This window comes from Glutamicibacter sp. V16R2B1 (assembly GCF_005774635.1).
Classification (GTDB): domain Bacteria; phylum Actinomycetota; class Actinomycetes; order Actinomycetales; family Micrococcaceae; genus Glutamicibacter; species Glutamicibacter creatinolyticus.
Map to the genome: position 1 here is coordinate 88,884 of NZ_VATX01000005.1, position 26,924 is coordinate 115,807.

The window sequence follows — 26,924 nt, forward strand, 5'->3', positions numbered from 1 at the left end:
CTGTTCCCGTTCCCGGCCCACCGCGTAGGCTAGAGGTATGCAGAGCAAGGTGAACAACCCGGTCGGCGATGCGCGCAAGACCGAGGCAACAAAGCAGGATCAGGCTGCCAAGAACCCCGAATCCCCGGCCGCGGCCGGCGGTGCGGCAGCCGCGGGCGCCGAGTCTGCCGTGCCCAGCGTGGGCACCGTGCTGGAGGCCGCCGAGGAGCTGTGGCCGCAGTCGCTGGCCGAGGACTGGGACGCCGTGGGTCTGGTCGCCGGGCGCACCACCGCCAGCGTCAAGAAGGTCGTCTTCGCGGTGGACCCCACCCTTCAGGTCATTGAGGACGCGATCGAGCGCGGCGCGGACCTGCTGATCACCCACCACCCGCTGCTGCTCAAGCCGGTCAACCAGGTCGCCGGCACCAGCTTCAAGGGCGAGGCCATCACCCGGCTGATCGAATCCGGGTGCGCGCTGCTGACCGCCCACACCAACGCGGACAGCGCCATCGGGGGAGTGAACGACGCCCTGGCCGACGCGTTCGGGCTCAGCGACTGCGTGCCGCTGGTCGTCTCCAAGGACGGGCTGCCCGAGGAGGGCCTGGGCCGGGTCGGCTACCTGGAAAAGACCATGACCCTGCAGGACTTCGCCGAACGGGTCTACACCGTGCTGCCGGCCGTGGCCGGCGGGGTGCGGGTGGCCGGGGACCGCAACGCCATCGTGCGCAAGATCGCGCTGTGCGGCGGAGCCGGGGATTCGCTGTTCGACGCGGTGCGCTCCCATGACGCCGACGTGTACGTCACCGCCGATTTGCGTCACCACCCGGCCAGCGAGGCCCGCGAAGCGGCCGGGGATTCGCATCCCTACCTGGTTGACGTCTCCCACTTCGCCTCGGAGTGGGTATGGCTCTCCGCCGCGGCCCGCGCCCTGCAGAACGTGTTGCGGGATCTGGGCTTTGCCATCGAGGTGGAAGTCTCCCAAATCAACACCGACCCGTGGGACTTCGTGCTCACGCCGTAGGGGGTAGCGAGCTTTTCGAAACCCCTGATTCCCCTTCCCTCGACGAGCTGGAGCACCCGTGCTGCATCACCTGGAGTTGTGGGTCGCGGACCTTCAGCAGTCAAAGGCCAGCCTGGGATGGCTGCTGCAGCGACTGGGTTGCGCCGTGCTGGATGAGTGGGCGCACGGGGTGAGCTACGGCCGGGACGGGTTCTACATCGTTCTGGAGTCCGGGCCGGACGTGCTCCCCGGCCGGCACCAGCGGTGCGCTGCGGGGATGAACCACCTGGCGCTGAGCGTTCCGGCCGCCGAGTTCAATCAGGTCACCGAGGATGCGCTGAAACACGGGTTCACGCTGCTCTTCGCCGACCGGCACCCGTTCGCCGGGGGGCAGCGAGCACCGCGCCGCCTACCTGGAGGACGCGGCGGGCTTCGAAGTTGAACTCGTGGCACAGGATCCCCGGTAGATTCCCGCCGGGCGGCGGCATGGCCATGGGAGCCAAGCAGCGGCCGAAGCGGGAAACATCCCTTGTCAGATGGCGCCAAGTGGCCTAGGTTGAAGGTCAACGATATTCGGCGCCGCACCCAGGCGGTGCCGAATGAAGGCACCGGCAGGGGGCATCCAACGATGAAGGCAATCCACAAGAAGCTCATCGTCGTGGGACTGGGCGCCGTGGTGCTCGGGATCCTGCTCAGCGTCATTGCCCCGGTCATCTTCCAGCCGGTCGCGCTCAACATCGGCCCGAACAGCAATGACCCGCTGATCACCTACACGTTGGGCGCGATCCTCTTGTTCGCCCAGTCGTTCCTGACCCCGTTTGGCGCCACGCTGACCGCGATCGGAGTGGCGCTGCACTGGATGGGGCGCCAGGAGGCCAGCGACAAGCAGTCGAGTCATGAAGCGGGTGCGGAGCCTGAAACCATCGGGCGGGATGCCGCCCACCCCAGCGATTCCGACGAACTGCAGTAGTTCGGCCCGGCTACACCCCGGCGGTCGCCTTCGCCGGGGACGTGAACTGGTGGTCCTCGGCCAGCACGATGTTCAGGGCCAGCCCCTTCTTGTCCTCCGACAGGCTCGCGTCCCACCGCGTGTTGGCCAAATCCAGCAGCTCCTGCGCGTTGGCCGGCTCGGTTTCCTGTTCCATCAGGAAGCGGGCGACCTCACCGCGGGTGTGCTTGGCGAAGTGCGAAACCACCTTCGGCGTCCCGTTGCGCAGCTGGAAAACGTTGACCGCCACGCTGTTGCCGTTGGACGGCTTATAGGCGGCCGCGTAGGTGCTCGAGCGCGCATCCACGATCAGCTGATCCCCAGCGCGCGCGTCCAGCACCGGGGTCAGGCGCTTCTTCCACCAGCTGGCCAGCTTGCCCACCGGCTCGAGCTTCACGCCCATCGAGAGCCGGTAGGGCGGGATCCGGTCGGCGAAACCCACGGCACCCCACAGCGCGGAGACCACCACGATGGACTCATCGGCCCGCCGCTGCGCGGCGGCATCCAGCGTGGAATACCCCAGGGCCTCGAAGAGCACGCCGGAGTACACGTCATGGGCCTGGGCCGCCGGTTCGCGGTGCAGGGTGATGTTGCGTGCCACTTCCTCGGCCAGCGATGCCCCGACGCCCAGCACTTGCATGGCGTCCTCGGCAGCCGACACCGTGCGCAGCGCCGCCAGCACCTCACCGCGCGCCTCGCCCAGCTGGGGGAAGGAGAGCGCGGACATCTCAAATGGGTCGCCGCTCGCGTGGGCGGTCTTACCTTCGGAAGGGGGCAACAGAATCAGCACGCCTTCCAGCGTACTAGCAGTCCACGCCCCAATGCCCATCGGGTGAAGGCGGCCTGCAAGCGGCATAATCCCTTTCGGCAACCGGCTGATTGCCGTGGTTGCCGGTGCAGCGCGTAGAATGAACGGCGAATGGGATGACCAGGCGACCGCGTGCCGCATCAGCGGCCCGAGGAACGTCCGGGCTCCACAGAACAGGGTGGTGGGTAACGCCCACTCGGGGTAACCCGCAGGCCAGTGCCACAGAAAGTAAACCGCCAGGTCTTCCTGGTAAGGGTGAAAGGGTGGTGTAAGAGACCACCAGCGTCCCGGGTGACCGGGACGGCTAGGTAAACCCCACTCGGAGCAAGGTCAGACAGACTGCGTTATGAGGGCTGTTCGCCCCAGCAGTTGGGTGGACCGCTAGAGGCTGTCGGCAACGGCAGCCGTAGATAGATGGTCGTCGCCGCCTCATGCAGGCGGAACAGAACCCGGCGTATCGGTCATCCCATTCACCATCCTCCTGCCTCCACCCTGATGCGGTTTTTTCCGACCGCTGCCCTCCGGCTGGGTGACAGGTCTCACAGGGTCACATTCCGCACCGGTTCACCAAACGTTTATGATGGATGTGTATTCAACGGGGAATGATCCTGAAACCCCGTGCCACCGTAAATGCAATGGTGCTTCTCACGGTGCCAACCGACTTTGAGGATCCGGAAGTCGGCTGAAATTGGAAGGGATTTTCTGTGACCCAGCAGTCTGTCGTTGCCCAGGAAGATTGGAGCGGGCGCGAAGAGCTCGCCGAGGCCATGATTCCGCTGATCGGACGTCTTTACCGCAAGAACAATGTGGTGACCTCCATCTACGGCCGCAAGCTGATCAACCAGTCCGCCATTGACATCATCAAGGCCCACCGCCTGGTGCGTCGCATTGATGGCGAAGAGCTGGCTCTGACCGCGACCATGCCGATCCTCGAAGCCATTGATGAGCTGAACGTGGGGGCCGTGTCCGTTGACCTGGGCCGCCTGAACAAGAAGTTCACCGAATCCGGCGCCACCGACCTGAAGTCCTTCCTGAGCGAGGAACTGGGCGAGAAGGTCGGCCAGGCCGGCGCCACCGACGCCGAGCCGCAGGACGTCGTCCTCTACGGCTTTGGCCGCATCGGTCGCCTGCTGGCCCGCATCCTGATCGAACGCGGCGGCTACGGGCTGCGCCTGCGCGCCATCGTGGTGCGCAAGGGCGCCGAGAACGACCTGCAGAAGCGCGCCAGCCTGCTGCGCCGCGACTCGGTGCACGGCAAGTTCGACGGCTCGATCACCGTGGACGAGGAAAACAACACCATCCTGGCCAACGGCACCCTGATCCAGGTCATCTACTCGAATGACCCGGCCTCGGTGGACTACACCGAGTACGGCATCGACAACGCCATCGTGGTGGACAACACCGGCCGCTGGCGCGACGAGGAGGGCCTGGGCCAGCACCTGAAGGCCAAGGGCGTCTCCCGCGTGCTGCTCACCGCCCCGGGCAAGGGCGATGTGAAGAACATCGTGCACGGCATCAACGATTCGTGGATCGGCGCCGAGGACACCATCCTCTCGGCCGCCTCCTGCACCACCAACGCCATCACCCCGGTGCTCAAGGCCCTGAACGACAAGTTCGGTGTCGAGCACGGCCACGTTGAGACCGTTCACTCGTTCACCAACGACCAGAACCTGATCGACAACTTCCACAAGGGTGAGCGCCGCGGCCGCTCCGCAGCGCTGAACATGGTCATCACCGAGACCGGGGCCGCCAAGGCCGTGGCCAAGGCCCTGCCGGAGTTCGCCGGCAAGCTGACCGGCAACGCCATCCGCGTCCCCACCCCGGATGTGTCCATGGCAATCCTGAACCTGAACCTGGAGCAGGAGACCACCAAGGACGAGCTGAACGCGTACCTGCGTGAGACCTCGCTGACCAGCGACCTGCACAAGCAGATCGACTACATCGACTCCCCCGAAGTGGTGTCCACCGACTTCGTCGGCTCCCGCCGCGCCGGTATCGTTGATGGGCTGGCCACCATCGTCTCGGGCAAGAACGCCGTCGTCTACGTCTGGTACGACAACGAGTTCGGCTACTCCTGCCAGGTGGTGCGGGTAATCGAGAGCATCGCCGGCACCCACCCGGTCGCCGTTCCGGCGCTGAAGGCCGAGGCCGTCGCCGCCCAGTAGCACCGGCAGCAGGCCCAACCACCGGGCGCCAGGAACGCATTGTTGCGTACTTGGCGCCCGGTGGTGCGTTTAATCACCAGTGATCAGCGACAATTTTTTGACGGTACTTGTTAGGCTCGGAAATATGAAAGCAGTTGCCGCAGACACCCGAAAGCGTATCCGTCCCATGGTGGCAGTGCTCGCGTTGAGCCTGGCTGGCATGACCGCCTGCTCCGCGCAGCCCAACGACGCCAGTGCGTCCCAGGCCCCCTTTAGCCCGGCAGCCAGCAGCGAAGCGGCGCCGAGCACTCAGGCCGAGTCGACCCCCAGCACGGAAGCCAGCCCCAGCACTAAGACCAGCGCCCCGGCCAGCGAAACCGCTGCCGCTGCCGATGAGGCGAAGCTGAGCCTGACTAAGGAGAAGCCGCGCGGGGTCATCGCCGACACCGACTTCAAGGATGTAAAGGCCACCGAGCAGAGCGGCAAGCTGATTGTCGCCGACGGCGGCTGCCTGCACCTGAAGGACAAGGGCGAGCCGACCCTGCTGCTCCTGCCGGAACAGGCCGAGGTCCTGAACCGCCAGCGCCCCGGCGTTGAGCTGGATGGCACCACCCACTACGTGGGCCAGCCGGTGACCATTACCGGTGAACTGGCCGAACTGACCGACGCCCAGGAAAAGGCCGTCCAGCAGTGCCACCCGCACGGCAAGGTGCTGCAGGTCCAGTCCATGAAGTAGGCGCGAAAAACAGCGCATCCACCGCGACCGCCGGAACCGGGCCGAAAAAGCCCGATTCCGGCGGTCGCTGCCGTTGACGCCAAAACGCTGCCGCACAGGTCGCTGCGGGAACGGGGGTGGCGTGCATCTCCCCGGCGCTGTAGGGGCCGTGGCTAAGTGGCCGACGCCCAGCAGGGTTGCCTAGGATTGAGGGTGGCCACAGTGAGGGCCGACTTTCCCCCAACCCAGGAGTTCCACCCATGCCAGGTACGTCCGCACCTGACCCGGTCCGCACCCACCGCCGCCCCGCACTGTCCGTGACCAGTGTGCTCGCGCTGAGCACGCTGCTGCTCACCGGCTGCGGGAATGACTACCCGCTGGGTGAAGAACAGCGCAAGGCCGCCGAGCAGAACACCTCCTCCCTGGCCGGAACCATCACCGGGGGCGGCTCCACCGCACAGAACGCGGCCATGAACGCCTGGACCACCGGGTTCTCCACCCTGCACCCCAAGGTGCAGGTGCAGTACGCCTCGGTGGGCTCCGGCGCCGGGCGCGCCGGCCTGCTGGCCGGCGGCACCGAATTCGCCGGCTCGGACGCGTACCTGAAGGATGAGGAGGAAGCCGAGTCGCGGGCCACCTGCGGCCCGCAGGGCGCCATCAACATCCCGGCCTACATTTCCCCGATCACCGTGGCCTTCAACCTGCCCGGGGTGCAAAGCCTGAACCTGGATGCGCCCACGGTGGCACGGATCTTCAACGGGCAGATCACCAGCTGGCAGGATGAGGCCATCGCCAAGCTGAACCCGGGCGTGAAGATCCCGGACGTGCCGATGACCGTGGTGGTGCGTTCGGATGACTCGGGCACCACCGAGAACTTCACCGAGTACCTGCACGAGGCCGCACCCCAGCAGTGGAAGAGCGACCCGAGTGGATCCTGGCCCTCGGGCACCCGGGTGGAGCAGGCCCAGGGCAACTCCGGGGTGGTCACCACGGTGACCCGCACCGAGGGCGCCATCACCTACGCGGATGACTCGCTGGTCGATGATTCGCTGGGCAAGGCGGCCATCGGCTCGGGGGACACGTTTGTTGAGGTCAGCGGTGAGGCGGCCGCCCGTGCCGTGGAGGAGGCCGAACGGGTCGAGGGCCGCGGCGAGCACGACATCTCCCTGGCGCTGGACCGCACCACCACCGCGCAGGGCGCCTACCCGCTGGTGATGGTCTCCTACTTCATCCTGTGCTCCAGCTACACCGACGCCAAGCAGCTGGAGCTGGTCAAGACGTTCGCCGACTACGTGGTCAGCGACGAGGGCCAGCAGGTGGCGGCCGAGTCGGCCAAGAGCGCCCCGATGCCCAAGAACCTGGCCGGCCAGGCCCGCGACGCGGTCGCCTCGATCACGCTGCGCGACTAGACCTGCCGGACGGCGCGCAGGCACCACCGCAATGACAAGGACCGGGGTCCGTGAAGCACGAACTTCACGGACCCCGGTCCTTGCCGGGTTTGCCTGGTGGGCCTAGTGGCCGAACGGGTCCGCGTCGGTGCCCGGCAGCCAGGTGATGCCCGGGGTGCCCCAGCCCAGCGACTTCTTCGCCTTCAGCCAGCGCTTGTCCCACTTGGGCACCAGCTTGTCCACGTACAGCAGCCCGTCCAGGTGGTCGAACTCGTGCTGCATGATGCGGGCAAACCAGCCGTGGGCCTCGAAGGAGATCGGCTTGCCGAACTCGTCCACGCCCTCCACCTTCGCGTAGTCCGCGCGCTTGAGCGGGAAGGAGAGTCCGGGCACCGACAGGCACCCCTCGGACTCCTCGTCCACGTCCGGGGCCGCCTGGGAAACCTTGGACAGGGTCAGCTTGGGGTTGATCAGCACCCCACGCTCCGGGGCGGTGTCCTGGTCCGCGTAGATGTAGGTGAAGATCCGCAGCCCGATGCCGATCTGCGGGGCGGCCAGGCCCACCCCATGGGCGGCGTCCATGGTGGTGTGCATGTCGGCCACGAGCTCGCGCAACTCGTCGTCGAAGACGGTCACTTCCGCGGCGCGCTGATGAAGTACGGGTTCCCCGTAGACGGTGATTTGCCGGATGGGCACTGGTTCGGGTCCTTCCAAGATCCAGTCAATGACTTCTCCATAATTCCACGCCTGCCCCGCCCAGGCCACTTGGGTGGCGGCGCCGGCGGACAAATGTGAGCGGGACGTCACCCCCTGTGGCACTACAGGTAGGCCGGGGCCAGCAGCTCCAGATGGTTGCCGAACGGGTCCTGGACGAAGAAGCGCTCATAGCCCTCGAAGCTGTGCCGTTCGGACCAGTCCACCTGGACATCGGCCTGCTCCAGGGTGTGGGCCAGCAGCGCCAGCTCCTCCCGGTCGGCCAGCCGCAGCCCGGTGTGTCCGCTGCCTGCGGGCACCGGGGCGCCGACCTCCAGGTGGATTTCGGCGGTGACCAACCCCTGGTCGTCGAAGCAGCAGAACCACAGCTGCCCGTCATGGGCCCGGGCCGGGCGTTCAACTTCCTCCAGCCCCAGCAGCTCGGCGTAAAAATGGCGGGCGGTGTCTTCCAGCCCGGCGGGCATGGCCAGCTGGATATGGTGCAGTCTCATGTTTGGTCCCTAGATGACTTCCAGCGGCACCGGTGAGGTCGGGGCCGGGAAGGCGGCGTCGATGCGGGCCAGATGCTCGTCATTTAGCCGCAGGCTGCCGGCCTCCGCGTTTTGCCGCACATGCTCGATGCTGCTGGACTTGGGCAGCGCGATCACGCTGCCCGAACGGATCGCCCAGGCGATCAGCACCTGGGCGACGCTGACCCCCAGTTCCTGGGCAATGGCGTTCAGGGTGGGGTCGGACAGCATCTCGCCCTGCTCCAGGGGCGAGTAGGCCATAACCGGCACCGGCGGCTTCATGGACAGCTGCTGCGGGATCAGGTCGAATTCGATGCCGCGGCGGGAGGGGTTGTACAGCACCTGGTTCGCCGCCGGGTGCCCGGGCAGGTATGACAGTTCCTCCGGATCAAAGTTGCTCACGCCCCAGGCCCCGATCAGTCCGCGGTCCTTGAGCTGTTCGAAGGCCTCCACGGTGTCTTCCAGCGGGTGCGCCCCGGGCCAGTGCAGCAGGTAGAGATCGATCCAGTCGGTGCCCAGGCGCTCCAGCGAGCGTTCGCAGGCGGTGATGGTGCCCTGCCGCGAGGCGTTGGAGGGCAGGACCTTGTCGACGAGGAAGACTTCATCGCGCACCGGCGCGATCGCTTCCCCGACCAGGTCCTCACTGCGCCCATCGCCGTACATTTCCGCGGTGTCCACCAGCGACAGGCCCAGCTCAATGCCGGTGCGCAGCGTGGCGATTTCCTTCTCCCGTGCCGCGGGAGCATCTCCCATGAACCACGTGCCCTGGCCAATGGCCGGAACCGCATCCCCAAGCGCGAGTTGTACCAAAGTATGGTGTTCCATGTCATACACCCTAGGCGAGGAGTCGTGTTCCGCCCGGTATTTGTTGGCTTGGTCAGCACCGTTGGGGGCGAATTCCTAGCAAAATCAGCGTTTGTTAACAACAGCGCGCTGCCGCGTCCGGGTCGGCGCAGAACAGGAATCCGGGGGTAAAGTCGGCGCAACGAGAAAAGCCAGCATCTGTGAATGCTGGCTTTTCCCGGTATCGGCCGAAGTCGTTCTGCGCGTCATCGACGCGAGCGAGAAGACCGTGGCTAACTTACTCAATTGACCAAATGGCACGCCCCCCAAAGCGTCCAAGTGCCCCGTTGGCCAATTGACCATAGCTTATTGGGTGCCAAGGACATATGGAGGGGTACTAAGTAGTGCTTTCGGAATTTTTAGGTAGTACTGCGTAAACGAATAGCTGGCCTGTCCGACAGGGTTTGGGCGAAAACCGACCGCCGGCGCGAAGACTGGGGCAGGCATTGCTCAGGTGGCGCTGTCCCAGTAGCTTGTGACAGCCTGCGATGCCCGGTCCGGCTGGGCCGGTTGCGCCGCCCCATGGTGGAAGTCGTCGGGGTCGCTGTCGTCATGGTCAATGAGCTGGCGCCGGTCGCGGATTCCCAGCTTGGCGTAGGCCCGCTGCAGGTGGCCCTCCACGGTGCGCGGGGAGAGGTACAGTGCGGCGGCGATTTGCGTGTTGCTTTCACCCTGGGCGGCTCGCACGCAGGCGGCGTACTCGCGTTCGCTTAGCAGGGCGGAATCCACCCGGGCCCGTCCCAGACGCGGGGAGTTCACGTTGGCCAGCGGTCCGGCGATCTCGGCGCAGCGGCTGAGCAGGTGGGAGGCCCGCGCCCGTTTCCCGGAGGCCCGGGCCAGTTCGGAGCCGTGGTTGGCCAGCTCGGCGGCGTACAGCAGGCGCCCTTGCCGCACGTGGTTGTCAATCAGCTCATCCAGCTGCGGGCCCAGGTTCTCCAGTGCGGTGCCGTAACCGGCCAGGGTGGTGGCCAACGTACCTTCCACGGTGGCGGCCAGGGAACTGAACTGTTCGGTCTGCTCGGTCAGCCGCAACCGCCAGGCGTCATGCAGCAGCCGCACCTGCTGCATTTTCAGCCCGCGTTCCTCGGCCTGGGTGAGCAGCCGTGAGAGGTAGTCCCGGGCCGCGGCGGTGCCCTCGCTGCGCAGTACGGCCGCCAGCAGCGCCCGTTCCGCTTCCAGTCGCAGAGGCTGTCCATCAAAACGGGCTGTGCGGGCCTGCTGCAGGAAGTGCCGTGCCTGTTCGGTGTTCCCCAGCAGGGAGGCGGCCCGGGAGCGCAGTGCCCAGACAATTGAGGCGGCGTTCAGCGGGTCGTTGAGCTCGGCTAGGGACAGCGCCTGGTCCAATGCCACCGCGGCGACCTGCGCGTTGCCGGTCTCCAGGTTCCAAGCACCCTTCCAAATCAGCTGATCCAGGTGGTGGGCGGAGCTGGAGTCGTCCTGGATCCGGGTGATGCGCGAACGCAGCTGCTGGGACCCGTTGCCTTCGGCCAACAGGACCGGGTGCAGCGCCGAGAACATGGTGCGCCGGCCACAGGCGCCGGTGTGTGCCCACACCGGCGAGGCGAATACCTGGGTGAACAGCTCGCGGGCCCGTACCGCCTGCCCCTGATAGGCCAGCAGCAGTCCGTAGCGGGCGAGGCAGGCCAGGCGAAGATCCGCGTGGATCCGCTGGTCCTCGAATGCCGCCAACAGGCTGACCGAGTCCACCGGCTGGTCCTGCAGGCTCAGCAGCACCAGACGCTGGGCCTCCACATCCGGCGGATCCCCGGGGCGCGGCTGCAGCAGGTCCAACGCCAGCTGCGGGGTGGGGCCATGGTGGTGAATGTAGGCGGCCGCCTGCCGAATTGGCGCCGCATGCTGGTCCAACCAGGGGGATAGGGTCTCCAGGCCCTGATTTGCCGCACCGGTCTCGAACTGGGCCACGGCCCGGGCGGCGGCCAACAGGGTGCGGGTCTCCTCGGCCACCTGCTCCTGGGAACCCAGTTGCTCGGTCAGCGCCACCACGATGTCATACCGGTAATTCGCCCCAGCCCGCAGTACGGGCCGCAACAGCTCATCGGCCGGCAGCGGACATCCGACCCGCTGACGCAGCAGGGCCAGGTTGATTTCCAGCTCCCCGGCCTGCGTCCCATTCGAAATCACCGGGCCCAGCGCCTGCAGATGCTGGCCCAGCCGGTGACGGCCCAGCAGGCCAACAACGGCCTCCGCCGGGATGCCGGCAGTCAAGTCGACCAAGGGGGTGGCGGGTGAGTCGCCAGGGGAAGGCTCGGCATCCAGGACCCGCGCGAGTCCGGTATCAATGGCCCGGTCCAGCACCTCGGTGCCCAGCACCTCCCCGGCCCGCTGCAGCGGCAATTGACCGGTAATGGCCAGGCGCTCCACCAGTTCGCGCATGGGAGGGGACTCGGCCCCAAGCCGGGCGTGGACCAGATCGCTGATCCGCGTCCCATTGGGTTTCCACTCCGGGTGCAGGCTCCAGTACCCGCCCACAAAGCGCACCGCCTGCTCGTCCTGCGCGTCATAGAGCAACTCACGCATCTGCAGGGGCTTGCCGCCAGAGACATGCAGCAAGGTGCACACGGTACTTTCGTTGACCGGGCCGCCAAGCACCTCCTCGGTGAGGAACCGTGCGTCCTCCCGATTCATCGGCGCCATCTCCAGCCGCCAGGAGCTGTGCATGCTGGCCAATTGGGCCAGGCAAATGGGCAGCCGACGCAGCTGGGCGGTCGCCACCACCAGGTGCACCTGACCCGATAGGGCCAGTTGCGCCAGGACGGCGGCGCTTTGCTCATCGACCTGCTCGGCTCGATCCAGCAGGATCCACATGGGTGAGTGGGAAGAGAACCCGGTGATGGCGGCAATCATCCGCGTCGGATGCCCCGCCGCTTCCCGCGTCTGCGGGATCTGTGAACACAGGCTGGACAGGACAGCGAACTCAACATGGGCCAAGCCCGAAGCACCGGTAATCCAATAGAACTTCTGCCCCAGCGCCCGCAGCAGACGCAGGGCGAAAGTGGTGCGCCCACTGCCGGGCTTGCCAATCACAAAAACCGTCTTGCCCTCCTGCAGTCTTTGCACGCCTTCGTGCATCGCAGTGTGTCGGGATGGCAATAGAGCCGGCAGGGGGGCGGAGGGGCCAGTCATGGGCGCAAGGACTTTCAGTGCGAAGCGGGTAAAGGGGGCTGGGGAAGAGAGCTAATCCGGCACTCGCCGCGCACCACGCAACACGGCCCAAGAGGGGCTGGGGTAATGCGCGGTGTCCATAACCCCAGTGTCGCACCGCGTGCGTTTTTGCGATAGCCCCGCGTCAGCGCGAACAGATGGCGCAGATATTCGAAATACGCTCAGGGAAGGACGGGGAATGCAACAACACCAAAACACCCATTCGAACACATGTTCTAATCGAATGATCCCCCCTGCTTCCGCCGACCCGAACCGGACACGGTAACGCAGCGCTCGCCGAGAGCCGCCAGCACCAGTGATCCATCTAGCGGGACGCCCAGTCGCTGGAACCACAGGCCGCACGGCGTTACGCTACGGTCAGAAGCACGATCTTTAGAAAGGAAGCGTCATGAGCCACAAATTCTCCGTCGGAGACCACGTGTCCTGGAACTCCGAGGCGGGACGCGTCACCGGCAAGATCACCAAGGTCCACACCAACGACTTCACCTACAAGGGGCACAACCGCCGCGCCAGTGACGACGAGCCCCAATATGAAATCAAGAGCGACAAAACAGACCACATTGCCGCGCACAAGGGCAGCGCCCTACACAAGCTGGAGAAGTGAGTAGCGGGCAGTGAGTAAGGCAACGGTCTACACCATCGGTCACTCAACCCACGACATCGACGAATTCCTGGCAATGCTCAAGGAACAACACGTCACAGTCCTCGTGGACGTGCGCCGCCTGCCCGGCTCCAACCGCTACCCGCAATTCAACCAAGATGAACTGCAGTCTGCGCTCGCCGATGCCGGAATCGACTACCGCTGGATGCAATCGCTCACCGGCCGCCGACCCGTGAGCCGGACTGTGCCATTTGAAGCCAACGCCTGGTGGCAGAACCGCAGTTTCCACAATTACGCCGACTACGCGCTGAGTGAGGACTTTAACCAGGGTCTGGGGGAGTTGGCAGAACTGGCCAAGGAACAGATCCCGGCGGTGATGTGTTCCGAAGCCGTCTGGTGGCGCTGCCATCGACGCATCATTGCGGACCACCTGCTGGCCCGCAAGTTCCCGGTGCGCCACATCATGGGACCTGGCGAGGTGAAGGACGCCGAACTCAGTTCCGGCGCGCACATTGAAGGCAACGAGTCCGAGGTGACATATCCCGCCGATGCCGCCGAATAGGGGCCGTGGGCAAAGCAGCGTCGGCCGCCCAAAGGGGCGGCCGACGCTGCAGCGCTGATGTGTGAAACGCGGCGTTTTTAAGCCAGTTCACGAGGTTGCGCCTACTGGGCAGGTTGGATCTCACTTTCCGTGACCCACTTGTGGTTCGTCATGTTCATTCCGTCTGCTTCGTAATCCACCATGTAAACCGTCTCGTCGGTCGAATGAGCGACGGTGGCTTTCGCGCCGCGCATTCCGTTCATGTGCTCAGCCAGCAGGGTTACTTCGCTGCCGTCCGCGAATCGGCCTGATCCTGCATTCTCCAGCTCTTCCTGCACTACCCAGCGGTGGTCTTCGACCTCGTCGCCACCGTCGAGTGGCGTGTAGTTCACCGAATACGTAAACGTCTCGAAGGCGCCAGAGATGGTTGCCTTCGCGCCGCTCATGCCCATCATGTGGTCCGCAGTCAGGGTGACCTCTGTCCCGACCGGGTAGGTCGGGTTCCGCGCTTCCTTGATGCCCACCGGGGCCGGTCCGCCGTCCATCGGGTGTTCCATCTGTGAGTGGTCCATAGTCCACACCTTTCTCTGGTTGTTCCCTCTGTCAATGCCGACGCTATACCCCTAGGGGGTATAGATCAAGTTTGGTGGTCTGCGCCCAGGAGCCGGTGGAGAAGGTGAGAAGTTCCAGGGAGTTCCTGTCGGCCGAACTGAGATTCGCGGAGAAGGCGAGAGCCGACCCCGCTGAAGCCGTCACGGAATTCCAGGGGCCGTGTTGCCCGGGGTCGGGGCCAGAGCGAATCGCGTCTGGAAGCTGTTAACCAACCGGAGCGGTGGCTGGAAACTCCCGTGAATTGTCACCCCGCTATGGACACGGTGCAGGGGTGATGGGATTCTTTTGCCGTTCAATAGCCGTCCGGGTGTTCCAGCTTTGAGGATTATCTGTGCGCCAAGCGGTTCCGTTCACAGGCCAGTCAAGAGGCATCCATCATGAGCGAACAGACAGCCGGGCAGCCGCTGCGCTATTCCATCAACCTCACCCTAGACGGGTGCATTGACCACCGAGTGGGGGTGCCGGACGAGGAACTACACGCGCACTCGGCCCAAACCATTGCCAAGGCCGACGCGCTGATCTTCGGGCGGGTTACCTACCAACTCATGGAGAGCGCCTGGCGGGCCTCGCCGACGGCACCACAAATGCCACCGTGGACGAAACCTTTCGCGCAAACCATTGATCAGGCCAAAAAGTACGTGGTCTCCAGCACGCTGGAACACGTGGACTGGAACGCGGAACTGCTCGCCGGGGACCTTCAAATAGCAATCAGGGGGCTAAAGCGTCAGCCCGGCAGGGGCCTTTACGTTGGGGGAGTGCAGTTGCCGCTGGCTCTGGCCGAATTTGGGCTGATTGACGAATATGAATTCATAATTCAGCCGCGGGTGGTCGGGCACGGGCCCGCGCTGTTTGCAGGGCTCTCGCAGCACGTGGAACTGGAGCTGGTGGGCCACAAGGAGTTTTCCTCGGGTGCCTTCGCGTTGCAGTATGTTCCCCGGTCCGCGGCCGTTTAGCGGCGTCGAATTCCAAGAGCGCTGTGCAACGTCTGCAGGTCCAAAAACGACGGAGCGGGAACCAAGTACAAGCTGACGGCTTGCGCGTTAACGAGCCATGACTGAGAGGGAAGGAGATTAATGATGGGTAGCGGACATAGGGAGGAGACTCCAGGGGTCGATCGTGAACTGACGAGCTTCATCCATCGATGGGCGGAAGCAATAGTCACCAATGACGTGAGTCGAATGGAATCATTCACGACGGCGAACTGGATTCTCATCGACCGGCCAGGAGTGATTTCTCGCGATTCTTTTCATAATGCCGTGGCAACCGGCCACCTTCGCCACGACAGCATGAGTCATGAAGTCCTGGGCATTGACCGGTATGGATCAATCGCCGTGATTCGAACTCATGGCCGGAATTCAGGGCGGTTTCAGGGCCATCCGATTAAGGCCGATGAGTGGACCACCAATATTGTGCTCAAGGAAGCAGGAGGGTGGAAGTGTTTCTTGACGCAACTGACGCCCACAGGCACCGGGGCGGCCGAGGAATGAGATACCGAAAAATCTGCTGCGGACGAAGTGGGCTGGCCCATTGATGCTGCAGAACAACGATTGTCGTGAACCTCAGCGTGGACAAAATGCCGACGCCGAACGAGTTTGCGCCCGAGCTGGTGTCACTGGGCGAACTGCACAAGACTCGTGGGCATGCAGGCCAACCCTTGCGAAGCGACGAAGCATTCTTGGGCGATGCCGTTATCGCAGGGGTTCCTGCCGTCCTCTAGTAGAACGTTCGCACGTCTTGCGGGTTGACACTCAGGTTCTGGCCTTTATTTCTGTCCGATGTTCAGCTCGCCGGGAGTCCATGACGTTCCGCCATGACGCCGGCAGGTCGTAGGCGAGCTCCCGGACGACGTCGGTTTTCTCCTCATCCGCAGGACAATGCTGCGCTCCCCACTGCCCGACGGTGGCGATGATCGGAACGAGATCGATGCCCTTTTCCGTCAATGTGTATTTGGCTTTTTGCCGGTGAGTTGGATCGTCGACGCGGATGAGGATCCCCGTCGTTGTGAGTCGTTCAAGGCGATCGGCGAGGATGCTGCTGGTGATTTTCTCTTCCGATCCGCGCAGAAGTTCGCGGAAGTGCCGACGTCCAGCGAAGATGATGTCGCGCAGGATGAGCAGCGTCCATCGATCGCCGAGGATCTCTACTGCGAGATTGATGGGGCAGCCGGAACGGTCCGTTGTTGCCATGATCTACCTTTCTTCCTGGCTGTAGTGCGCGACTTCTTCAGCGATAAGGTCAACGACCTCGTTCGGCCGGGACAGCATGGGCCAGTGCCCACTCACAAGATGCTTATAGCGCCATCGGCCTTGGGGGTGGTCGATGGCCTGACTCGACGTCCGGCTCTCCTCCTGTGAAAGGACCACGTAGGTCGTTGGCTGGCCTGAAGTGTCCTTCGTCAGCCGTGCAGGGTCGAGGACGGTATACCCCGGATGCGGCGTGAAGCTCTCGGCCAGACGGTTTCGGTCGGTAGCCGTGAGGTCTCGCTCATGGTCCAGCATGTGTCGTTCGGGAGGCAACCACAGGTTTCCCGCCTCGATGATCGCCTGGCGCTCCTGGTTGCGCGCCGACTCCGAGTCGCCCCAGCCATCGAGCAGTGAACGTCCGTCCGTTGGCATGAAGCCGCCGAAGTGAATAAGCCCGGCTACCTGCTCACCAAGCCGGTCAGCGACCTGGGCCGTAACCATTGACGAATAGGCGTGAGACACCAGCACCACCGGTGCGCCCATCCGCTGGATGTAGGTGGCGAGCTGATTGACGTGATCTTCCAGGTGGGCCTCGGCGATGGAGGCGTGCGCCTGACCCGTTTCGAGTCCAAGCAGGGTCACGGCTTGCGCTTCAAAGCCCCTGCGACGCAGAATGCTGGCCGTCGGTTCCCAGACTGAGGCTCCACTCCACGCGCCGGGCACCAGGACTATTGCGGGATGAGTTTTCATCTCAAACCCTCGCTATCTGATCGGTTTTTGCGAGCAGTTTAAGGCTAGGGGATCTGATCGTGAAACACAACCAGAAATTTGGAGGAAGCTTCCGGTCCTCATCGACTGCTCCCACGGAAAGAAAGCTGTCAAAAGCGCATCGCGCCTGCCATTGTGTAGCAGGCGCGATGCCGTTGGGTTGATGCAGGTGATCTCGACCGATCTGCTCAGACTACCTCTGCCGACCGCGACGCCATGGGTCAGAATCCGTAGGACGCCTCGCGCTCCGCACGCATCTGCGAGTAGGCCTGGGTGAGAACCGCGGTATCTTCCACCAGGCGCTCGATGCGCAGCGTCACGTCGCCGCTGATGATTTCACCGCGGTGGATGTCCTTCGCTTCGATGAAGACGTAGCTCTGGACCACCTGTGCCTTCATGTAGGTCAGGATCGGGCGCAGCTGCTGCTCGGCCACCAAATAGTGCTTCGGCGAGCCGGCGGTGACGACTATGCCGACCACCTTGTCCTGGAAGGCATTGACCGGAAGCAGGTCAAAGACATTCTTCAGTGATCCGGGGATCGAGGCCTGAAAAATCGGCGTGCCAATGATGATCGCATCTGCCTCCATCAGGGCCTGGGTGACTTCGCGGGTATCGCCGGTGTACTCCACGTAGTCACGACCGTCGGAAAACATCAGGTCGTAATCGGCCAGGTCAATCAGGCGAGCCTCAATCTCCGGGTCGTACTGCGCGATGGCCTGCATGGCGTAGTTCATCGCCGTGCGGGTGGTTGAGCCGACCGTTGAGCCGGAGAGTCCTACGATCTTCATGCCTTTGCTCCTTCGACGCTTGCGGTGTACTTCTTCACGGCAGGAATGATTTCGCTGCCGATGATTTCGATGTTCTTCATGACGTTCTCGAAAGGCACGCCCCCGAAGTCGATCTGCCCGATGAAGCGCTGGTGGCCAAACTCCTCGTACTGGTACAGGATCTTCTCGATCACCTGCTGCGGGCTGCCGATGTTCATGATGCTGCGCGGATCGGTGCTCTGCGCGAACAGCTGCTTGGGCATGCCCCGGCCGTTGGTGCGGATCATGCCCTCGTTGATGTGGGGGTAGAAATCACGCAGGGCCTGCTGCGAGGATTCGGCCACGTAGAGGAACCCGGCGGTCGCTATCGGCAGGTTTGCCGGGTCGTAGCCGCTGTGCCGGGCCGCTTCGCGGTAGGAATCGACCGTATCCTTGAACGCGGCGACGGGACCACCAAGGTGAGCCATCACCATCGGGGCGCCGGCCAGGCCCGCCTTGATTGCGCTGGCTGGCGCGCCGCCAACGGCCCGCCAGATTGGCATCGACCCGTTCTGCGGACGAGGCAGTACCTCTGCGTCCTTCAGGTCTGCGCGGAACTTGCCGGACCAGTTCACCACGTTCTCCCTGTTGATCTGCCGCAGGAGGTCGAATTTCTCCTCAAAGAGCTCTTCGTAGTCACGCAGGTCATAGCCCAACAGCTCGAACAGACCGACGCGGGAGGCGCGACCGGCAACGATCTCCGCCCGCCCTTCGGAGAGCAGATCGATGGTGGCGAAGTTCTCGTACACTCGCACCGGGTCCGAGGTGCTCAAGATGGTCGAGGTGCTGGCAATCTTGATCTTCTCGGTGGCCTGGGCGATCGCGCCGAGGATCACGGCGTGGGCCTGGGAGGCGAAGTACTCCTGGTGGCTCTCGCCCACAGAGAAGAAGTCGAAGCCCGCCTGCTCGGCGGCCTGGGAGTAAGCGACGAATTCGCGGATTCTTTCCCCGGCGCTGACCCGTTCTCCGGTCAGGGGGTTGGGGAGGTGGTCACCCAGGGTGTACATGCCGAACTCCAGCCCGGCCTTGGGGTCAATCCTGAATTCAGACATGCCGTTGGTCTCGGTGGTCATTTTGCTTCCTCCGTGTTTTCGTGGCTTGGGGGCTCGGTCGGGTAGGTGGACTCAGTTTTGGGTGGTGCCTGTTTGGTGACACTGTTCTTGTGCACCTTGAGCATCAGGGCATAGAGCTGTTTCTGTTCTTTGTCGTCCAATACGTCTTCGAACATCGAAGCCTGCAGCGCCACCTGTCCCAGGTAGACCGACTGCAGCTTTTCGCGGCCCTCATCAGTCAGGGAAATGTACTTCGTCTTCCAGTCGGGGGTGCGCTTGATCAGCCCTTCATCTTCCAGCCGACTCAGCATTCTGGAGACACCTCCGCCGCTGAGCAGAAGCCTGGCGGCGAGGTCGCTCTGTGTGACGGGCTGGTAGACGCGGATGTGGTTCAGCGCTTCAAACTGGGCGGCGGTCAGCCCCGATTGCCCCAGATACTCGTTGGAGATCTGGTTGCTGCGCTGCACGAACCGGGCCATACGCAGCCAGATCATCAATCCAAGTGGACGTTCTTGCATGTTGCCTCCTTACCGATGTCATCACTTTACCACGCAATTGATAAATCAGTTAACCATGCAAGTGAGACTTGGAATCGATGGATCAGTGGCTGGCAAAGGCAGGCGAACGGGCGGCAGAAGGTAGGGGAGCGTCAGCTGCGTTGGGATCATCGCCGCCTTCTCCAAACAACTACTGGATAGAGTGGACTCAGCGTAGTTGGGCAAGGAGGAAACACGTGGACGGTGAGATGATCCAGCGGTTGGCGGCAGCGTGTGCCGAAGAATTGCCGGGTGCCGGTCTCAGCCACCCCTTCGGCCCAGACTGGGATGTGTTCAAGGTGCGAGATCGGGTATTCATGCTGCAGACGCGAATCACGGGCGAGCCGATCGTGGTCCTCAAGGCCTGGCCGGCGGACGGCGCAGCTCTGCGCGAGGCATATCAGGAGATCACGCCGGGCTACCACATGAACAAGAAGCACTGGATCACCTTGAACCCCGGGGAGAAGATTGACGCCCAGCTGGTCGAGGATTTGGTCACGGAGTCCTATCTTCTGGTGCTGGAGCAGAATGTGCCGAAGAACCGCTGGCCGGTAGACCCCTCTACGTTCGGGAAGGGTGCAGGACAATGAGCCTGAGCGGAAAACAGATCCAGCACATCGCGGCCGAGGTCGCGAAGCGGCTACCGGGTACGGACAGCGGGTATCCGTTCACCGAGCATCTGCAGGTTTGGAAGGTTGCCGGAAAGGTCTTCCTGGTCATCACCGAAGATGAGCCGGAGCTTGAAATCATCACCATCAAGACCGCCCCGGATCACGGGGACAAGCTGCGGCGCGATCATGCTTCGATCAGCCGCGGTCACTACCTCAATAAGCAGCATTGGATTTCTGTTGCCAGTGGCGAGACCATCACCCGCTCACTGGTGGAACAGCTCGTGGAGGACTCCTATGACCTCGCAAAACATCAAGCGCCGGTGAAAGACCGGCCCGAGGAAGACGTATAGCAGCCAGCATCACGAGGCGAAGCAGGTTGCATTGACGTGAGCCGGGGCCTGGACAACCCAACGTTCCATGTCGTGACAACAGTGATCTGGGAGCATGGGGCGCCGTGGTGCTCAGCGTGATCGTTCACCGGGAGCTGTCGATGACCGAGTGACCTGCGCGGAAGGCGCATTAAATGAGAACGAGGTGCGAACCTCGATTGCTTTCACAATCTGAAGTTCACACCTCGACTACTTGGGGTGAGTAACGGGGCTTGAACCCGCGACCTTCTGGACCACAACCAGACGCTCTACCAACTGAGCTATACCCACCATATTCATTTTTTGTTTCCGGACTAGTCAGAACGCTTTTGCTTCCTGATTTCGTACCGGGCAACGAGAATTATCATACACACAATCGGCTGGTGAATGCCAACTCGGAAAGCATCGGTTTCGCTGTGTTGTCGATCACCAGCCGATCGGGAGTTCCGCTACCTGCCCTGCGCGGCCGATCCGCTCACCTGGCGGGCCACCTTCGCGGCCTCGACCGAGGTCGGGCCGGGGGAGGGGACCATGATGGTGCCCCGGTAGTACTTCAGCTCGTCGATGGAGTCCTGGATGTCACCCAGCGCACGGTGGTTGCCGGTCTTCACCGGGGCGTTGTAGTGCGCCTTGGTGTACCAGCGCCGGGCGAGTTCCTTGATGGTGGACACGTCGATGACCCGGTAGTGCAGGTGGTCGATGACCGCGGGCATGTCCCGGGCCAGGAAGTTCTTGTCCATGCCCACCGAGTTGCCGCCCAGCAGGGCCTTCTTCGGTTCGGGCACCCGGGCGGTGATGTACTCCAGCACCAGCTTCTGGGCTTCGTCCATCTCCATCCCGCCGGCCAGCTCCGGCAGCAGGCCGCTGGCAATGTGCATGTCGCGCACGAAGTCGTCCATCTGCTCCAGGGCCGCCTCATCCGGCTTGATCACCACGCTGATGCCCTCATCAAGCACGTTCAGTTCCGCGTCGGTGATCAGCACCGCCACCTCGATCAGCGCGTCCGATTCCAGGTTCAGCCCGGTCATCTCGCAGTCGATCCATACAATCATTTCTGAGTTACTAGCCACGGAATCCAATCTACCGCCGTTGTGCGGTGAACATCGCACACGCAAGGCGGGTTGCCGCGGTGTCACGCCCGGAATTTGGCGGCCCCGGTGCTAAAATCGACAGAGATTTTCCAGCTCTGCACGAGGTTCGCCCCGGACCTGCAGCGGCGGCCCGATGCCGCGGCAGGGCGTCGCCCTGTCATGAACCCACGAGGTGTAATGGTGTCCACTAACCAGCCAGAGGTCCTGGAGCACAAGCCGGCCACCGGCGTGCCGCGCACCCTGGTCAGCGGCCTGATCGGCTCCACCCTGGTGCTCTTCGGCTCCTTCGGGGTCGGCTGGCTGGCCAGCGTCTCGCCGCTGAACCAGGACCCGTTCTTCATCATGATGCGCACCGAGACGTTCTGGGTGATCACCTCCGTGATCCTGTTGACCCTGGGCTGCTGGGTGCTGGTGCGCGCCTGGTGGCGGCTGGGGCAGAAGCTTGCGGGCTGGCCCGAGGGCTCGCTGGCCGTGGTGCGCAAGGCCGTGCTGCTGTGGAGCGCCCCGCTGCTGGTGAGCATCCCGATCATGTCCCGCGACGTGTTCGCCTACATCGGCCAGGGCCGGCTGGTGATGGCCGGGCAGGACCCGTACAGCGACGGGATCTCCTCGGTGAGCAACTGGTTCCAGCTGGGCACCGACACCATGTGGGCGGAGGACGGCACCCCGTACGGGCCGCTGTACCTGCTCATTGAATACCTGGTGGTCGCCGCCGTGGGGCATTCCACGGACCTGTCGATCCTGGCCTTCAGGCTGATCGCGTTCCTCGGGGTCATCCTGTGCCTGTACTACCTGCCGAAGCTGGCCCGGCTGCACAAGGTCGACGGCGCGAAGGCGACCTGGGTGACCGTGGCCAACCCGCTGTTCCTGCTGAACTTCGTGGCCAGCGCGCACAACGACTCGCTGATGGTGGGCCTGGCCGTCATGGCCGTCTACCTGGCCTGCCAGCGCAGGGGCGTGCTGGCGGTCATCGTGCTGACCGCCTCGATCGGGGTCAAGCCGATCACCCTGGTGCTGCTGCCGTTCATCGGCCTGCTGTGGGCCGGGCCGGAGGCGAAGTGGCCCAAGCGGATCCTGTACTGGTTCTACTCGGGCATGCTGCTGCTGGCGCTGATGACGCTGCTCGGCTTCCTCAACGGCTACTGGTTCGGCTGGCTGAAGGTCATGCTGTTCACCGGCACCGGGTATTCGATCTTCTCCCCGCTGGGCATCGTGATCATGCTGCTGAGCGGCGCGGTCTCCGCGTTCGGGCTGTCCACCGAGTGGATCCTGCCGGTGATCAAGCTGCTGGGCCGGCTGCTGGGGGTGGCGCTGGCGATGGTGGTGATCTTCCGCGGCAAGTACAGCCACCTGGTCCAGCGCCTGGCCATCGGCTTCTCCGCCATCGTGGTGCTCTCCCCGGTGATCCACCCCTGGTACCTGTTGTGGCTGCTGCCGTTCTTCGCGGCCACCGGGATCCGGGATGACTGGCAGATGCTGTGGGTGCACCTGACGGTGCTGTACTTCATCGCCTACCAGGCCGCCGACCAGCTGTTCATCTGGCAGTTCCTGGCCGAGGAGCTGGTGCCCGGGGTCCGGTTCATCTCCTGGGGCGTGTCCATCGCCGCGATCGCCTGGCTGCTGCTGGTGGACCGGCACACCCGCACGATCCTGCCTGGGCTGCTGAAGCAGACCCCGTGGCTGGCCAAGTTCACCCGTACCGCATGAGCGCCCCGGTGGTCCGCGCCCCGGCCCCGCCCAGCCTGCGCGCGCTGCGCTGGCACGGGGTGGGCGCCTCGGTGCTGATCACCGTGGCCAGCTGGGGAATCGGCTGGTTCCCGCGCAACCAGCATTCGCCGTTGGCCCGCACCGGCTTCTTCATCCAGTTCCGCACCGAGCTGATCGGGGTGCTGGCCTGCACGCTCATCATGGCGATGGGGCTGGTGTGGCTCACCCGCTGCTGGCTGCTGCTGCGTCCCAGGGTGGAAAACCAGGGGCAGCTGTCCGGGCGATCGTTGGCCGGGCTGGTGGCCAGCTGGGGTGCCCCGCTGCTGGCCAGCTTCCCGATCCTCTCCCGGGATGTGTACTCCTACCTGGCCCAGGGCCGGATGCTGCAGGCGGGCAAGTCCCCGTACTCCGAGGGGATCTCGGCGCTGCCGGGCTGGTTTGACGGCGGCTCGGACGGTCTGTGGGCCCAGTCGCCCTCACCCTACGGGGTGCTGTTCCTGGTGGTGGCCCGGCTGATCTACGTCATCTCCGGCGGCATCCCGGAAATCGGGGTGGGGCTGCTGCGCCTGCTGGCGGTGGCCGGGGTGGCCGGCTGCTATTGGGCGACCGGGTGGCTGGCGCGCAGGCTCGGGGTGAACCCGCACTGGGCGCTGTGGGTGATCGTGGCCAACCCGCTGTTCCTGCTGACCATGATCGGCGGGGTGCACAATGATGCACTGATGATCGCCGCGACCTTCTGGGCGTTCGGCCTGGCCCAGGGCCGGCGGATCATCGCCTCCACGTTCGCGCTGGCGGTGGCGGTGAGCATCAAGCCGATCGTGCTGGTGCTGCTGCCCTTCCTGGGACTGATGATGCTCGGGCGCAGCGCCGGGCTGCGCGAACGGATCGCGGTGTGGTGGCGCACCACGTTGGCCATCGCCGGGTGGCTCACGCTCTTCGGGGCGCTGACCGGGCTCTGGTTCGGCTGGCTGCCGGCGATGCTGACCTCCGGTGCCGCCGCGTTCCCCTACGCCCCGGTGGGCCTGCTGGGCACCCTGTTCGGGCTGCTGGCCTCGCTGTTTGGCGCGGACGCCTCGGTGGTGGCCCAGGTGGTGTTCACCCTGGCCCGGCTGTTCTCCGTCTACCTGGTCGCGCGCCTGGCCCTGGCCAGGAACATCAGCGACCCGCTGCGCCTGGGCGCCTGGGCGCTGTCCGCGGTGGTGCTGCTGGCCCCGATCATCCAGCCCTGGTACATCCTGTGGCTCTTTGCCCTGTTCTTCATTTCCCAGCAGGTGTCCTGGGCCAGCGAGAAGCTGATGATCGGGCTGAGCATGCTGATCACCCTGGCCGTGTTCGTCGACCAGATCTCCATCGAGCAATGGCACCCGGTGTGGCTGCTGCGGATCCTGGCCGCGCTGCTGGGGGTGGGCCTGCTGGCCGCGATGCTGCGCTGGGACCGCCAGGTGCGCCAGGTGGGGCAGCAGCTGGGCGCCTGCCGCATCCCGCGCAGCTAAGAGGTCCGGCACCCGTGGACTAAAGAGCGCCAATTCACACCGGGTTTTGCTCCCGCCCCGACGGCAAATCGTTTTACCCTTGGGTATGCAAAGGATTATGGACCTGTTGTGGCCCGGGGCGATGGCACTGCTGATAGCGGGGCTGTTCGTGGCGACCGCAGGCATCTTCCTGTTGGCGCTGCAGTACCACAAGCACGGACGCCTGTCCTGGCGCAGAACCATCACCAGCTCGGTGGTGGTGCTCTACGTCTTCGGGCTGCTGAGCTACACCATGCTGCCGATGCCCGAGACCCGCGACGCGTTCTGCCGGCCCGGGGTCGCCCAAACCCAGCTCGAGCCGTTCCACTTCTTCCAGGACTTCAACCTGGCCTGGGAGGGCGGGCGCCGCGCGTTCCTGACCAGTTTTGAACTGTGGCAGGTGCTGTTCAATGTCCTGCTGTTCATCCCGGTGGGGATCCTGGCGATCCGCTGGGCGCGGCAGAACGTGTTCACCGGCACGCTGATCGGCTTTACCCTCTCCCTGGCCATCGAGGCCACCCAGTACACCGGCATCTGGGGGATCTACACCTGCGCCTACCGGGTGGCGGATGTCGATGACCTGATCGTGAACACCTTTGGGGCGTTCCTTGGCACGCTGCTGGCCTACCTGCCGGTCTTTGCCTTCCTCTCCGGGCCGAGCGAACGCGACGGGCGGTACGCCCCGGCCCGGGCCGTCACCCGCTCCCGCCGGGCGCTGGCGAACCTGTTCGACCTGGCGTTCATGTCCGCCCTGGTGATGGCCGTGTCCCTGGTGCTGGAGGTCGCCGAACGCCTGGGGGTGCACACCGCCCGCATCGACTACTTGCAGGACCTGCTCTCCATTGCCGCGGTGCTGCTGGTGGTGATCATCCCGTCCCTGGCCCCGGGACGGGCCACCCTGGGACAACGCTGCGCCTGGTTCGAAGTGCGTGCCCTGACCGGTGGGCCGGCTAGCACCGGGCGGGCGCTGGCCCGGGTGCTGCTCGGCCTGGGCGGGATCTACCTGTTCCAGTCGATCATGGCCATCGTGCCCGAGGGGAACCTGTTCCAGCTGCTCGCCCTGCCGCTGGTGCCCTACATCTGGTTCTCGGTCATCTGGCTGGCCTTTGACCGTTCGGCCCGCGGCGTCTCCGCCCGGGCCTCGGGCACCCGCTTCACCGACCGCCGCGCCTGATCCGCCCACTGCTGCGCCGCCGGGTGCCGGAGCGCTAAAATGGCTGGTGGCGCCGCCAACTCGCAAACCCTGGCGCCACCATTTTTCCCCATCTCATCCCCAACGCAGCTCACTCACGCCGCCACGCGGTGTTCCCCGGCGAGCTGCCGAGCACAGTTAGGCCTGCCAATCCGCATGGATCCCATGGATAACCAGCCCGAAATTCCCAACGAGCCGCATCGTGCCGTCTTGCGCACCGCTGTGGGCGCCACGGTGCTCATCGCGGTGGGCGCGTTCGTGCTCTCCTTCGCCGCCCTGACCGACCTGGCCACCCGTTCGGGCATCGACCCGAAGCTGTCCTGGATCTGGCCGATCATCATCGACGGCATGATCGTGGCCGCCACCGTGGCGATCGTTGCGCTGAACGGCTTCCCGCGCAAGGCCATGATCTACCCGTGGGCGCTGCTGTTCTTCGGCGCGATCGTCTCCACCGCGGCGAACTCCACCCACGCGATCCTGACTGTGGACTCGATCTCCAACGGCGTGCCGCCGCTGGTCTCGGCGCTGGTCGCCGCGATGCCGCCGGTGGTGCTGCTGGCCATCACCCACCTGACCGTGCACATGTACCAGAAGAAGTCCGAGGCGGCGAAGCTGCGCGAGGCCTACGAGCGTGACGTGGAGGCCGAGAACGCCGAGAAGTACGGGGTGGCCTACGATGATGGCTACCAGGCGGCGATGAGCGATGCGCAGAACGCCGAGGCCGAGCGCCTGGGCGAGCTGGAGCAGGCCCACCAGGACGCGCTGGCCCGCGCCCGGGCCGAGGCGATCGCCGAAGCCAAGCGCAACCAGGCCAAGGCCGCCGCCGCGCAGGCCAAGACCGCCCAGGCCTCGGCCAACGGCAAGCCCGCCCCGGGTTCGGTGGCCAACGCGACCGCCGTGGATGAAAAGGCCCCGCTGTACGACGACCTGGCCCAGCGCCTGAACCGTTCCTAGCGCACCGGTGCCGGTGTCATTCGCCCGGCATCCGGCGTCATCGGATTCGCTGAAGTGTCCACCTGGCCAAGTAGACTCGCACCAGCACACCGCGCGCACTACGGCGCCGTGGTGTGCAGT

General features: G+C 64.6%; 27 protein-coding genes, 1 tRNA gene, 1 other RNA gene and 1 pseudogene. 17 read left to right on the plus strand and 13 right to left on the minus strand.

Annotation, left to right across the window (positions count from 1 at the left end):
• Positions 1–37 precede the first annotated feature (37 nt).
• The 3 genes from FDN03_RS02675 to FDN03_RS02685 all read left to right on the plus strand — a co-directional run bounded on the left by FDN03_RS02675 (position 38) and on the right by FDN03_RS02685 (position 1,949).
• Positions 38–1,000, plus strand: coding sequence for a Nif3-like dinuclear metal center hexameric protein (locus tag FDN03_RS02675; protein ID WP_138173850.1), 963 nt, complete (start codon positions 38–40; stop codon positions 998–1,000).
• Between the two features lie 58 nt (positions 1,001–1,058).
• Positions 1,059–1,421, plus strand: coding sequence for a VOC family protein (locus FDN03_RS02680; RefSeq protein ID WP_249354239.1), 363 nt, complete (start codon positions 1,059–1,061; stop codon positions 1,419–1,421).
• A 186-nt stretch (positions 1,422–1,607) separates the two neighbouring features.
• Complete coding sequence (locus tag FDN03_RS02685) at positions 1,608–1,949, plus strand: hypothetical protein (protein ID WP_138173852.1); 342 nt, start codon at positions 1,608–1,610, stop codon at positions 1,947–1,949.
• Between the two features lie 10 nt (positions 1,950–1,959).
• Here the strand turns inward: FDN03_RS02685 and FDN03_RS02690 are convergent, their stop codons facing one another.
• Positions 1,960–2,757, minus strand: a complete 798-nt coding sequence (locus tag FDN03_RS02690) for a peroxide stress protein YaaA (RefSeq protein ID WP_138173854.1) — start codon at positions 2,755–2,757, stop codon at positions 1,960–1,962.
• 130 nt (positions 2,758–2,887) lie between these two features.
• On the opposite strand from FDN03_RS02690, the gene rnpB reads away from it, so the two are divergent.
• From rnpB to pstS, 4 genes are all read left to right on the plus strand, one after another.
• Positions 2,888–3,248, plus strand: an RNA gene (gene rnpB / locus FDN03_RS02695) — RNase P RNA component class A.
• Positions 3,249–3,479: 231 nt separating this feature from the next.
• The gene (locus tag FDN03_RS02700; RefSeq protein WP_138173856.1) at positions 3,480–4,940 is read left to right on the plus strand and encodes a glyceraldehyde-3-phosphate dehydrogenase; all 1,461 of its coding nucleotides are present in this window, start codon (positions 3,480–3,482) and stop codon (positions 4,938–4,940) included.
• 124 nt (positions 4,941–5,064) lie between these two features.
• Positions 5,065–5,655 carry a hypothetical protein gene (locus tag FDN03_RS02705; RefSeq protein WP_138173858.1) on the plus strand — a complete coding sequence of 197 codons (591 nt, stop codon included), beginning with the start codon at positions 5,065–5,067 and terminating at the stop codon, positions 5,653–5,655.
• A 239-nt stretch (positions 5,656–5,894) separates the two neighbouring features.
• A complete protein-coding gene (gene pstS, locus FDN03_RS02710; RefSeq protein ID WP_138173860.1) occupies positions 5,895–7,043 on the plus strand; it encodes a phosphate ABC transporter substrate-binding protein PstS in 1,149 nt (382 codons plus the stop codon).
• Between the two features lie 102 nt (positions 7,044–7,145).
• On the opposite strand, the gene def is transcribed toward pstS, so the two are convergent.
• From def to FDN03_RS02730, 4 genes are all read right to left on the minus strand, one after another.
• The gene (def, locus tag FDN03_RS02715) at positions 7,146–7,718 is read right to left on the minus strand and encodes a peptide deformylase (protein ID WP_138173862.1); all 573 of its coding nucleotides are present in this window, start codon (positions 7,716–7,718) and stop codon (positions 7,146–7,148) included.
• Positions 7,719–7,840: 122 nt separating this feature from the next.
• Positions 7,841–8,227, minus strand: coding sequence for a VOC family protein (locus tag FDN03_RS02720; RefSeq protein ID WP_138173864.1), 387 nt, complete (start codon positions 8,225–8,227; stop codon positions 7,841–7,843).
• A gap of 9 nt (positions 8,228–8,236) precedes the next feature.
• A complete protein-coding gene (locus tag FDN03_RS02725) occupies positions 8,237–9,070 on the minus strand; it encodes an aldo/keto reductase (RefSeq protein ID WP_138173866.1) in 834 nt (277 codons plus the stop codon).
• 468 nt (positions 9,071–9,538) lie between these two features.
• Complete coding sequence (locus FDN03_RS02730) at positions 9,539–12,166, minus strand: LuxR C-terminal-related transcriptional regulator (RefSeq protein ID WP_171021108.1); 2,628 nt, start codon at positions 12,164–12,166, stop codon at positions 9,539–9,541.
• Between the two features lie 493 nt (positions 12,167–12,659).
• On the opposite strand from FDN03_RS02730, the gene FDN03_RS02735 reads away from it, so the two are divergent.
• Together FDN03_RS02735 and FDN03_RS02740 are read left to right on the plus strand one after the other, a co-directional pair.
• On the plus strand, positions 12,660–12,875 hold the full coding sequence (locus FDN03_RS02735) for a DUF2945 domain-containing protein (protein WP_138173870.1): 216 nt from the start codon (positions 12,660–12,662) through the stop codon (positions 12,873–12,875).
• Positions 12,876–12,885: 10 nt separating this feature from the next.
• Positions 12,886–13,434: a DUF488 domain-containing protein gene (locus FDN03_RS02740; protein WP_138173872.1), complete on the plus strand. Its 549-nt coding sequence runs from the start codon at positions 12,886–12,888 to the stop codon at positions 13,432–13,434.
• Positions 13,435–13,535: 101 nt separating this feature from the next.
• Here FDN03_RS02740 and FDN03_RS02745 read toward each other — a convergent pair.
• Positions 13,536–13,970: pseudogene (locus FDN03_RS02745) on the minus strand (YdhK family protein); the annotation flags it as partial.
• A gap of 432 nt (positions 13,971–14,402) precedes the next feature.
• Between FDN03_RS02745 and FDN03_RS02750 the strand changes: the two are divergent.
• Together FDN03_RS02750 and FDN03_RS02755 are read left to right on the plus strand one after the other, a co-directional pair.
• A complete protein-coding gene (locus FDN03_RS02750) occupies positions 14,403–14,978 on the plus strand; it encodes a dihydrofolate reductase family protein (RefSeq protein ID WP_138173876.1) in 576 nt (191 codons plus the stop codon).
• 120 nt (positions 14,979–15,098) lie between these two features.
• On the plus strand, positions 15,099–15,512 hold the full coding sequence (locus FDN03_RS02755) for a nuclear transport factor 2 family protein (protein ID WP_138173878.1): 414 nt from the start codon (positions 15,099–15,101) through the stop codon (positions 15,510–15,512).
• A 261-nt stretch (positions 15,513–15,773) separates the two neighbouring features.
• On the opposite strand, the gene FDN03_RS02760 is transcribed toward FDN03_RS02755, so the two are convergent.
• From FDN03_RS02760 to FDN03_RS02780, 5 genes are all read right to left on the minus strand, one after another.
• Positions 15,774–16,211: a helix-turn-helix domain-containing protein gene (locus FDN03_RS02760; protein WP_138173880.1), complete on the minus strand. Its 438-nt coding sequence runs from the start codon at positions 16,209–16,211 to the stop codon at positions 15,774–15,776.
• 3 nt (positions 16,212–16,214) lie between these two features.
• Positions 16,215–16,958, minus strand: a complete 744-nt coding sequence (locus FDN03_RS02765) for an alpha/beta hydrolase (RefSeq protein ID WP_138173882.1) — start codon at positions 16,956–16,958, stop codon at positions 16,215–16,217.
• A 239-nt stretch (positions 16,959–17,197) separates the two neighbouring features.
• Complete coding sequence (locus FDN03_RS02770; RefSeq protein WP_138173884.1) at positions 17,198–17,764, minus strand: NADPH-dependent FMN reductase; 567 nt, start codon at positions 17,762–17,764, stop codon at positions 17,198–17,200.
• Positions 17,761–18,855, minus strand: coding sequence for an LLM class flavin-dependent oxidoreductase (locus tag FDN03_RS02775; protein WP_212743856.1), 1,095 nt, complete (start codon positions 18,853–18,855; stop codon positions 17,761–17,763). Before FDN03_RS02775 ends, FDN03_RS02770 begins: the two co-directional genes overlap by 4 nt.
• A complete protein-coding gene (locus tag FDN03_RS02780) occupies positions 18,852–19,352 on the minus strand; it encodes a MarR family transcriptional regulator (RefSeq protein ID WP_138173886.1) in 501 nt (166 codons plus the stop codon). Before FDN03_RS02780 ends, FDN03_RS02775 begins: the two co-directional genes overlap by 4 nt.
• Positions 19,353–19,567: 215 nt before the next feature.
• Between FDN03_RS02780 and FDN03_RS02785 the strand changes: the two genes are divergently transcribed.
• Complete coding sequence (locus FDN03_RS02785; protein ID WP_138173888.1) at positions 19,568–19,960, plus strand: MmcQ/YjbR family DNA-binding protein; 393 nt, start codon at positions 19,568–19,570, stop codon at positions 19,958–19,960.
• Positions 19,957–20,331, plus strand: coding sequence for an MmcQ/YjbR family DNA-binding protein (locus FDN03_RS02790; protein WP_138173890.1), 375 nt, complete (start codon positions 19,957–19,959; stop codon positions 20,329–20,331). The genes FDN03_RS02785 and FDN03_RS02790 overlap by 4 nt, the downstream gene beginning before the upstream one ends.
• Positions 20,332–20,564: 233 nt before the next feature.
• Here FDN03_RS02790 and FDN03_RS02795 read toward each other — a convergent pair.
• Positions 20,565–20,640: transfer RNA gene (locus tag FDN03_RS02795), tRNA-His, on the minus strand.
• 158 nt (positions 20,641–20,798) lie between these two features.
• On the minus strand, positions 20,799–21,419 hold the full coding sequence (gene orn / locus FDN03_RS02800; RefSeq protein WP_246049821.1) for an oligoribonuclease: 621 nt from the start codon (positions 21,417–21,419) through the stop codon (positions 20,799–20,801).
• 198 nt (positions 21,420–21,617) lie between these two features.
• Here orn and mptB (FDN03_RS02805) point away from each other — a divergent pair, with 198 nt between their 5' ends.
• From mptB (FDN03_RS02805) to FDN03_RS02820, 4 genes are all read left to right on the plus strand, one after another.
• A complete protein-coding gene (gene mptB, locus FDN03_RS02805; RefSeq protein ID WP_138173892.1) occupies positions 21,618–23,147 on the plus strand; it encodes a polyprenol phosphomannose-dependent alpha 1,6 mannosyltransferase MptB in 1,530 nt (509 codons plus the stop codon).
• Positions 23,117–24,640: a polyprenol phosphomannose-dependent alpha 1,6 mannosyltransferase MptB gene (gene mptB, locus FDN03_RS02810; RefSeq protein ID WP_138173894.1), complete on the plus strand. Its 1,524-nt coding sequence runs from the start codon at positions 23,117–23,119 to the stop codon at positions 24,638–24,640. Before mptB (FDN03_RS02805) ends, mptB (FDN03_RS02810) begins: the two co-directional genes overlap by 31 nt.
• Positions 24,641–24,737: 97 nt before the next feature.
• On the plus strand, positions 24,738–25,832 hold the full coding sequence (locus tag FDN03_RS02815) for a VanZ family protein (RefSeq protein WP_171021109.1): 1,095 nt from the start codon (positions 24,738–24,740) through the stop codon (positions 25,830–25,832).
• A gap of 183 nt (positions 25,833–26,015) precedes the next feature.
• Positions 26,016–26,804: a DUF2637 domain-containing protein gene (locus tag FDN03_RS02820; protein ID WP_138173898.1), complete on the plus strand. Its 789-nt coding sequence runs from the start codon at positions 26,016–26,018 to the stop codon at positions 26,802–26,804.
• Positions 26,805–26,924 lie beyond the last annotated feature (120 nt).

Excerpts from the sequence above, each read along its gene's own strand:
- FDN03_RS02705 (WP_138173858.1), top strand. The coding sequence starts at position 5,065 with ATGAAAGCAGTTGCCGCAGACACCCGAAAGCGTATCCGTCCCATGGTG.
- FDN03_RS02685 (WP_138173852.1), top strand. The coding sequence starts at position 1,608 with ATGAAGGCAATCCACAAGAAGCTCATCGTCGTGGGACTGGGCGCCGTG.
- FDN03_RS02780 (WP_138173886.1), bottom strand. The coding sequence starts at position 19,352 with ATGCAAGAACGTCCACTTGGATTGATGATCTGGCTGCGTATGGCCCGG.
- FDN03_RS02755 (WP_138173878.1), top strand. The coding sequence starts at position 15,099 with ATGATGGGTAGCGGACATAGGGAGGAGACTCCAGGGGTCGATCGTGAA.
- FDN03_RS02820 (WP_138173898.1), top strand. The coding sequence starts at position 26,016 with ATGGATAACCAGCCCGAAATTCCCAACGAGCCGCATCGTGCCGTCTTG.
- pstS (WP_138173860.1), top strand. The coding sequence starts at position 5,895 with ATGCCAGGTACGTCCGCACCTGACCCGGTCCGCACCCACCGCCGCCCC.
- FDN03_RS02750 (WP_138173876.1), top strand. The coding sequence starts at position 14,403 with ATGAGCGAACAGACAGCCGGGCAGCCGCTGCGCTATTCCATCAACCTC.
- FDN03_RS02770 (WP_138173884.1), bottom strand. The coding sequence starts at position 17,764 with ATGAAGATCGTAGGACTCTCCGGCTCAACGGTCGGCTCAACCACCCGC.
- mptB (WP_138173892.1), top strand. The coding sequence starts at position 21,618 with ATGGTGTCCACTAACCAGCCAGAGGTCCTGGAGCACAAGCCGGCCACC.
- FDN03_RS02815 (WP_171021109.1), top strand. The coding sequence starts at position 24,738 with ATGGACCTGTTGTGGCCCGGGGCGATGGCACTGCTGATAGCGGGGCTG.
- FDN03_RS02675 (WP_138173850.1), top strand. The coding sequence starts at position 38 with ATGCAGAGCAAGGTGAACAACCCGGTCGGCGATGCGCGCAAGACCGAG.
- FDN03_RS02765 (WP_138173882.1), bottom strand. The coding sequence starts at position 16,958 with ATGAAAACTCATCCCGCAATAGTCCTGGTGCCCGGCGCGTGGAGTGGA.
- FDN03_RS02760 (WP_138173880.1), bottom strand. The coding sequence starts at position 16,211 with ATGGCAACAACGGACCGTTCCGGCTGCCCCATCAATCTCGCAGTAGAG.
- FDN03_RS02775 (WP_212743856.1), bottom strand. The coding sequence starts at position 18,855 with ATGACCACCGAGACCAACGGCATGTCTGAATTCAGGATTGACCCCAAG.
- FDN03_RS02790 (WP_138173890.1), top strand. The coding sequence starts at position 19,957 with ATGAGCCTGAGCGGAAAACAGATCCAGCACATCGCGGCCGAGGTCGCG.
- FDN03_RS02725 (WP_138173866.1), bottom strand. The coding sequence starts at position 9,070 with ATGGAACACCATACTTTGGTACAACTCGCGCTTGGGGATGCGGTTCCG.
- FDN03_RS02720 (WP_138173864.1), bottom strand. The coding sequence starts at position 8,227 with ATGAGACTGCACCATATCCAGCTGGCCATGCCCGCCGGGCTGGAAGAC.
- FDN03_RS02735 (WP_138173870.1), top strand. The coding sequence starts at position 12,660 with ATGAGCCACAAATTCTCCGTCGGAGACCACGTGTCCTGGAACTCCGAG.